The sequence below is a fragment of the Formosa undariae genome, from assembly GCF_042427615.1.
Classification (GTDB): Bacteria; Bacteroidota; Bacteroidia; order Flavobacteriales; family Flavobacteriaceae; genus Formosa; species Formosa undariae.
In genome coordinates this window covers 1-8,087 of record NZ_JBHMEZ010000027.1, presented here as the reverse complement: position 1 = coordinate 8,087, position 8,087 = coordinate 1, and the positions used below count along the sequence as shown (strand labels likewise).

8 protein-coding genes are annotated in these 8,087 nt (G+C 29.8%); all 8 read right to left on the bottom strand.

Annotated features, from left to right (window positions below):
- Positions 1–257: 257 nt before the first annotated feature.
- The 8 genes from ACFFVB_RS16235 to ACFFVB_RS16200 all read right to left on the bottom strand — a co-directional run bounded on the left by ACFFVB_RS16235 (position 258) and on the right by ACFFVB_RS16200 (position 7,280).
- Positions 258–842 carry a hypothetical protein gene (locus ACFFVB_RS16235; protein ID WP_382384278.1) on the bottom strand — a complete coding sequence of 195 codons (585 nt, stop codon included), beginning with the start codon at positions 840–842 and terminating at the stop codon, positions 258–260.
- A 158-nt stretch (positions 843–1,000) separates the two neighbouring features.
- Complete coding sequence (locus tag ACFFVB_RS16230) at positions 1,001–2,167, bottom strand: AAA family ATPase (RefSeq protein ID WP_382384277.1); 1,167 nt, start codon at positions 2,165–2,167, stop codon at positions 1,001–1,003.
- Positions 2,160–3,029: a hypothetical protein gene (locus tag ACFFVB_RS16225; RefSeq protein WP_382384276.1), complete on the bottom strand. Its 870-nt coding sequence runs from the start codon at positions 3,027–3,029 to the stop codon at positions 2,160–2,162. The genes ACFFVB_RS16230 and ACFFVB_RS16225 overlap by 8 nt, the downstream gene beginning before the upstream one ends.
- A 179-nt stretch (positions 3,030–3,208) precedes the next feature.
- Entirely contained in the window at positions 3,209–3,778 is a 570-nt protein-coding gene (locus ACFFVB_RS16220) for a hypothetical protein (protein WP_382384275.1), read from the bottom strand.
- Between the two features lie 158 nt (positions 3,779–3,936).
- The gene (locus ACFFVB_RS16215) at positions 3,937–4,308 is read right to left on the bottom strand and encodes a hypothetical protein (RefSeq protein ID WP_382384274.1); all 372 of its coding nucleotides are present in this window, start codon (positions 4,306–4,308) and stop codon (positions 3,937–3,939) included.
- A 170-nt stretch (positions 4,309–4,478) separates the two neighbouring features.
- Positions 4,479–5,180: a hypothetical protein gene (locus ACFFVB_RS16210; protein WP_382384273.1), complete on the bottom strand. Its 702-nt coding sequence runs from the start codon at positions 5,178–5,180 to the stop codon at positions 4,479–4,481.
- Between the two features lie 754 nt (positions 5,181–5,934).
- Complete coding sequence (locus ACFFVB_RS16205) at positions 5,935–6,465, bottom strand: hypothetical protein (protein ID WP_382384272.1); 531 nt, start codon at positions 6,463–6,465, stop codon at positions 5,935–5,937.
- Positions 6,466–6,635: 170 nt separating this feature from the next.
- Positions 6,636–7,280 (bottom strand): hypothetical protein, encoded by a 645-nt coding sequence (locus ACFFVB_RS16200; protein WP_382384271.1) that lies wholly within the window; start codon positions 7,278–7,280, stop codon positions 6,636–6,638.
- Positions 7,281–8,087 lie beyond the last annotated feature (807 nt).

Sequence of the window (8,087 nt, the reverse complement as noted above, 5' to 3'; positions counted from 1 at the left end):
TTCTGCTAAAATTTTTAATTTGAAAGGTTCGCTGTAACGTCTAATTACTTTGTCATTTTTGTACATAATGTTTAAAATTATGTAGCCTTTATTCCGGACGACTCAGCATTACACACAACGTGATTGTGTATGGTTAGTTGCGTGGTTAAGCAACTAAATTAGCAAACTTTTACGAACCCGTGAATATTCCGCAGGAATATTCGCAAGTAGGGAAGGACCTAGCAATTAATTATACACGGTGTTGTGTGTTCGTTTTTTTACATCATTAACCAAGCTTCCTTTATAAAAGTCAGTTCAGAATTTTCAACAAATTCACTCATCGATGTCTGATTGTCCGCTGATTCATTTTTTAATTCCAATAGAATTATTTGTGTATAAATTCGTTCGGGCATATTTACAAAAATTCGAAACCTTTTAATCTTTGGTGATTTGTTTAAAAAACTCAATTCTTCCAAATCCCATATTTTAAAATATTTTTCACTTATCAAATCTGGATATAAAATTCCATTTTCGAAAATCGAGCGTAATTTATTGTCATTCAGGTTAATTTCAACCACTCTGTTTCCAAAACTAATTTCATTCGCATTGGTGATGAAATTACCATGCTCGTCCAAAGACTTATATTCATTTACTATTTTAATTTCTCCGTTAAATTTGATGTGATTTTGTTTTTCGTACTCATCTTTGAAAAACTCTTGTGCCCAAAAATCCTCTTGTTCTCCTTGATTCTTAAATGGCGGTTTTAATTCCGAAACTTGTTCAGTAATTGCTTTTTCAGTTTTTGTTTTTGAGGAACAGCCAACAGATAAAATAAGAATTAATATTAAAGTCAATTTTTCCATAAGGTTTTTCTCAAAATGACACACAACGTTTGGTGTATGGTTAGTTGCGTGTTTAAGCACTAATTTAGCAAACATTCACGAGCCAGAGAAAATTCCTAAGGAATTTTCCAAGTAGACGTGAACCTAGCAATTAATGATACACGGTGTTGTGTGCAGTACTATTTCAGCACTTTGTTTTTTAGCTTATTTACAAATGTTTGTTTTATCTTTTTATTCAAATCCCTCATATTTTTGAAACGAGATACATTAATTTGATTAAACACTTCACTCTTAAATGCGTCATCCAAAACATTTGCAACATTCTTATTGAACTTTCTTACAACACTATTAATTCTAAATTCAACATACTTGATTTTATCCTCGTTTTTTAAAATGGAAAAATATCCTTTATAATCAATTCTTGAGCGCAGTTCAGGTGAAATGACATTTTTAAAATTGTCTTTAGAAATATTTGAAGTAAAAATGATTATAAACCCATTTAAGTCAATTTCGTGTGCAAGTGAACTTACCATTTTGCCATTTTCTAATACATCAAGGAAATAATTAAAAAGCGTTGAGTTTGATTTTTCAAATTCGTCTATTAGAATAATTCCTGTATCAGATTCCGCTACTCTGATGAAAATTTCGCCATCTTCACTTCCTATGTAGCCTCTTGGACTTCCAATCAAAGAATTCAGAGAGTTGTCACTGCTGTAGTTTCCAAAATTGATTTTAGCCATTTTATTTTTACCACCTAAAGCATTGTGTAAGGTTCTGGCAACTTCAGTTTTCCCAACACCTGAATCTCCCATTAAAAATAGAGATAGTATTTTATGTTCTCCTAATTTATTAAAGACTCTAAAATTGTCCACTTGTCGTTTGAAGTCATCTTTAAACTTTTGATGACCATAAAGAGTATTACTTATCTTTTCGAAAAATACTTTTAAATCATCTTGTTCTAAATCGATGATTTTTCTGTGAGTTTTAGTTGATTTAATGTTTCCTTCGGAAGTTTCATCTTCGTCTTCTACATAATCTTCAAATGGTGTAAAATCATCAAAGCAAAATCTTAATTCTTCTTCGAAAAATGTTTTATGCTTGATATTCGCAATAAATGTAAATGTATCGTCAAAAAGGTGAATAATCCTTTCACAATTATATTGGTTGATATTTGTAAAAGCTGAAATATCAATTGCATATTCATAACCAATAGATTCTTCAATCAAAGATTCATTTTGGATAAAATCTGTTACACTTAAAATCTTTTTATCAAGATTTGAAAAGTGGTTTTTTAGCTCTTTATATTTGGATAAGTTATAAAGTAAAAGTTCACTTTTATTAATCATTCTTTTTTGGCGTATTTATAATTTGAATGATTGACAGAATATCAAAGTAATGATATTCTTTGTTGTCTTGTAAACTACTTACGAATGGATTAAAATTATTCGTATTATTATCTTCATCATATTGACTATTCTGAATTTCACTATCATCATTGCCAGTATTATTTACTGCATTTTGCATATTACCAATTTCTTGGAAAAATTCAAGAGAATTTTTTAAATCAGTAAGCTTGACTTTTCCTTTATATAATCCTACTAAAGACACTTTTCCTATAAATAAATCATCTACGCTGTAGGAACTTTCAAATTCATTCTCAAATGTCATTGGAATTTTTATAAGTAGATTTTCATCTGAATTGGACATAGAGCCTTTTATTTTGTACGCATAATCTTTAAACATTGAATTAAAAAGATTATTTATATCAAAATCTTTTGCTCCTGGTACAGACATTCCCTTAAAAGCATCACTTGTAAAAAGTTTTACGACTCTCAACTCTGGTTCGTTTTCTAATTTAAGAGAAACATTATCGATTCTAACTAATTCTCCTTCATTAATGCCGTCAAAACTTTTTATCGCTCGTGAATTTTCTATAACATCATTTAAAATGACAGATTTGGTAGTTTTCACTTCGAAAGTTTCAAGTACTTTTTGTGCTGAACTACCAGCAACTCTGCCTTTTCCTTCTCCTTCTACATTGAACATTTTAAAAAACTTCGTTCCAATATCAATTTTGGCTCCGATTTCCGCACCACCTTCAATATTTTTATTGCTTTCTAATTCTTTATTCAGTAAAATAATATTTCCCAACATCATTTTGATTTCGTAAACTTTGGGGAAATTGATGTAATAAATATTGAATATCATTTAATTTGTTATTATTTCGGTGTTTTTTGGTATTGCACACAACGGTCTCGTGTAAGGAACGTTGCGGTTTTGTATGCGAGGATTTTCCGTAGGAAAATCAGCAGCTAGCAAAATTTCAACACCCTTTGGTTTAGCCTAAAATAAGCAATGTTTTTTACACATTGTTACCTACAGTATTTTTAATTTATATTTGTATATATTATATCTAAGAATAATTTCCGATAAACAATATTTTGAAATTTACCTTCAGGAATTTCGTCCAACACATCAATTAAATATTCACTATCAGTTTTAAGATTTCCATAAGCCTCAAATTTATTAAAGGCCAAACAAAATTCATATTGCCAACTTGTTTTATCAATAATTTTTAATTGTTCAAACAAATAGCCATAACAAGTCAAATGAGAACTTTTTGGAAATAATGAATATGGGTCAAAACCTATATCAGAAATAAATTTCTCAAAGAAGATAGGCCTTATTTTATTCACATTTTTTAATAATTCAGAATAACCATTTTTGCTTATTTCAGATAAATATTTTTCTTGAATTAGAGATTTTTCTAATAAAATATGAATATTCTTTTTGGTAATCAATTTTCCTTTAATCGGTCCAACTTCTGATAAAAGCTTATTATATCTTAATTCTGAGCATTGTTCAAATTTTTCATCCACAATTAAATCAGTCTTGTTTTCTTGTGAGTAACAAGTTGTGATTAAGGTTAAAATTATTATTTGAAGCAGTTTTTTCAATATTGTAGGTAACGTTTATGTATAAGAATAGTTGCGGGTTTGTATGCGAGGATTTTCCGAAGGAAAATCAGACGTTACAAACACGCAACGACCTTATTTTTAGCACTAAATTGCAATTATTTTTATACGGTGTTGGCAGTAGTTTTTTATTTAATGTGTCAATTATTTTTTTTAATCACAATAGCTTCAATTCTATTATCAAAATATATTGGTTCTGAAATTATAAAATCGCCTATTTTAGTTTTTTCATTTACTTTATAAACAGGCGTTACATTAATAAATCCAAAAGAAACTTTATTCCAATCTTTAAAAATAGAAATGTTTTTTACTTTTAGTGTCCCAAACTTATTCGTTTTATATTCATAAACATTAAAATTTTCAAAAGTTTTTTCAGAATAGGATACATATTCTGCGTCTTCTTCTATAACAATATTTCCTTCATAATTATTTGGAATTGATATAATAATTCTTTTTTCTACCTTGCAACAAGTTAAAGTCAAAAGGAGCATTGCAAATTTGATAAATTTCATTTTTTAAATTAGAATGATTTTGTTTTAAATTACTGCCAACGTATTTGTGTATGGTTAGTTGCGTGATTAAGCACCTAATTTAGCAAATAAATCACAGATAGAATATTCCGCAGGAATGTTCGTAAGTCGGCAGTGACCAAGCAATTAATTATACACGGTGTTGGGCACAGTTATTTATATTCTATTTCCCTCGTTCGTATGTAATTCACCTTGTCATTCTCAATTGATTCTCTCTTTATCCAATTTTCAAACTTGTCAAACACATATTTATATTTCGTTTTTGAAATCAAAGAATCTTTGCTATTAAATTCATTTATTTCCATTAAAATTCCACAATCGTATTTATATTCAGTATTTCGATTTCGTTCAGGTTTTCTAAAGTCCGATAGTTTGGATTCAGTTACAAATTCCTTGTCGTTATATTTACTTATTTCAAGAGTATTAGTAATTGTGTCATTTGTTTCAACGTCAATGTAGATTTGTTTTAATGAACTTTCTTTTAGTTTGTTGTCAGAATTATATTTATAACCTCCAATTTGTTTGAATTGAAAAATCTCATTTTTGGATTCTGATTTTGTTTCCAAAAGCAATGTGTCATTGTAGAAATAATCAACAATAAAATTTGAACTGTCGTTAGAAAGTGTCACAATTTCTCTTTTTATCTTTTTCTCATTATTGTAAATGAATCCAATATCCATTGTTTCGTCAGCAAATAAATTCCGCTGATGTCTACTAATTATTTGGTCATTTTCGTTGTATTTCTTTTCGGTAATTACAAGCGTGTCTTGAATCTTATTATTCAGAGAATCATTTTCCACTTTAATTGTGTATTCGGTAATTTGTGTTGCTTTTTGAGTTAGTCCGTTATTCAACAATTTTGGTTCAGTGCAACAACCAATTAAGAATATTGAAAAAAGTAAAATTAGAAGTCTATTCATTCGGTTTTAATTGTGCCCAACGTTTATGTATAAGAATAGTGCGGTTTTGTATGCGAGGATTTTCCGAAGGAAAATCAGAAGCTAGCAAAACGCACTAACCTTTGATTAAGCACTAAACTAAGCATTATTTTTATACGGTGTTGCCATACGTTTTTATTTTTTCACACGTTTCAAATTCCGTATCGCATAGAATTCAAATCCGTTTATTGGTTTTATTTTCCGCTTTTTTATTCGGTAACTTATGATCGAATTAGTTTCCGTCCATTTTTTGTCAGATTTACTTTCTTTCTCCAGCTTTATATTCAGAATTAGAGTGTTGTTTTCAATTTTCCATTCTCCTTTTAACTCCGAGTAAATTATTTCGTGATAGTGATAGAATTTAGTCCGATGAAAAGTTCCGTTTTCGTAAAGAACTAAACTGTCAGAATCGACATAATTCCATTTAATTCCGCTATCAATTTTCGATTTAGTTTTTTCTTTAATGAATACATATTCAGAGTGGATTTCCTGTGAAACCACAAAGTTGGTCAGAAGACCAAAAATCAATATTAGAACTGTTTTTCTCAAATGGATGGCAACGTTTATGTATAAGATTAGTTGCGGTTTTGTGTGCGAGGATTTTCCGAAGGAAAATCAGACGTAACAAAAGTGCAACTACCTTTGTTTAAGCCTAAAATAGCAATTAATTTTATACTGTGTTGGGTACAGTTATTTTTATCGGTTTAATATTTTCATAAGGTTCTTTTTCGTTCGCAAATTGTAAATTGTCAAAAGCGATTGCAGATTTGCCTTTTTCTATTTCGGTATTAATTAAATTTTCCAAAAACTCAATTCCCATTGCATCTACTCCGTAATAATCCAAAAGAATAGAATCATTTTTATCAAAATGCGCTTTTATAATTAGAGCTTTTTTGTTTTTAAAACTTAAATATTCAAATTTCTCATTTAATGTAATTCCGATTTCTTCTGCTATTCTTTTTGCGCTCAGTTTGTCAATCCACATTTTATTAATCAGATATTTATTTACAGTCAAAGGACTTAAAAATTCCGCAACAGTATTTTGTCGGTAGTTTTTTGCCCAAGGAAAATCAGTTTTTTGATTTTGGAACTTTTTTATTAATTCGATAGTCAAGTCAAAACCTAAAGGCAAGTTTTCAAGATTAAAATTCGGAATATAAATTCGGATTAGATTTCCGCTTTTTAATTCAAATTCAGGCACAGAAATTCCGTTTATCTCAAACTCTTTGTTATGGAAAATGCTGTTCGTCATAATTGTACCCAACGGTCTCGTGTATGATTAGTGGCGTGTTTAAGTAACTAATTTAGCAAATAAAAACCGAATAGAAAATCCGCGAGGATTTTCGTAAGTATGCTAGAACTAGCCATTAATTATAAACGTTGTTGTGCGTTCGTACTTTCTATTTTTTCATTCCAATTGTTCGAATTCCAAGATTCAATCCAATTGTCAGATTCATTGATATTATAATTTTTTGGTTTTTCTCCGTAAAGTTCTTTTAGTTTTTTAGGGATTAGCGCATAATCAAAACTCCAAAGTTTATTACTATCAGTTGTTCTTATTCCGTCAAAATCTTCGCCATCTTGAGCCTCATCTGTAAAATAAATTCCAGTTTGGTTAAATTCCGTTGCCATTTCTTTTGCAAGTTTTTTGATAAACTCAAAAGTTAATTCCTTATAATTTCCGTTTTCAGAGTTTCGAATCGTTCCTGTTTCTATCAACAGTTCGCAAGAAATCCAATTATCTTTAAAAGTTTTGTCAATCGCAGGCGTCCAAGCTAATAAATGAGGTCGTATCTTAATTTCCGAAAAATCGGTTTTGTGAAATCCAAAGTAAGCGTTTGGAAAATAAACAAAACCATTATCTTCTTCTTTCCATTCCAATGATTCAAATTGTTTTTCAAGGTCAGAATTCCATATTCCAATTCGCTCCAAAACCTTGGTGAATTTTTGAATTGAAGGTTTTATCTCATCACCATTCAATTTTTCGTAAGTCTGTATGTTGCTTAATTCTGGCATTTCGTTTTTTCAGGTATGACGCACAACGTTTATGTATAAGAATAGTTGCGGGTTTGTATGCGAGGATTTTCCGAAGGAAAATCAGACGTTACAAACACGCAACGACCTTTTGATTAAGCACTAAACCGCAATTATTTTTATACGGTGTTGCCATTTCGTTGTTTTTATTCAGATTTCTAATTATTCGGATTAATTCTGTTTTTTTATCTTTTCAGCGTTTGATTGAATTCGGTCAGCGATTTATTCCGCAAACTTTTTCAATTCCGATTGAGTGAGCAATTCCGCAACTTGCTAAATTCCGCACACAATTCGGTTTTTGTTTTTCAATTCAGTTTCCGATTCCACAAACGAGCTAAAAAGTCCGCTGTTAATTTCATTCAGGATTTGAGTGAGAAATTAATTCAATCCAAATAATCCATCTTTAAAATGTTCCCAATCCGAAAATATAGCTGAAGCAACAATAAATGTTACTACAAATAAAGCTATTTTCATATATTCTTTTTTCTTTAATTTACTTATCATATTTTCAGATTTTGAGTGCGTCACGCAATGAATGGCAACGTTTATGTATAAGAATAGTTGCGGGTTTGTATGCGAGGATTTTCCGCAGGAAAATCAGACGTTACAAACACGCAACGACCTTTGATTAAGCACTAAACCGCAATTATTTTTATACGGTGTTACCCAACGTTTTTATTCCGTTTATATATTTCAGTTTCTTTTCGTTCAAAAACTGGAACTGCAATATCAATTTCCCAAGTTTTATTAATTTCAGGAAATTGTTCTTTTATCTTTTCGTTAAATTGA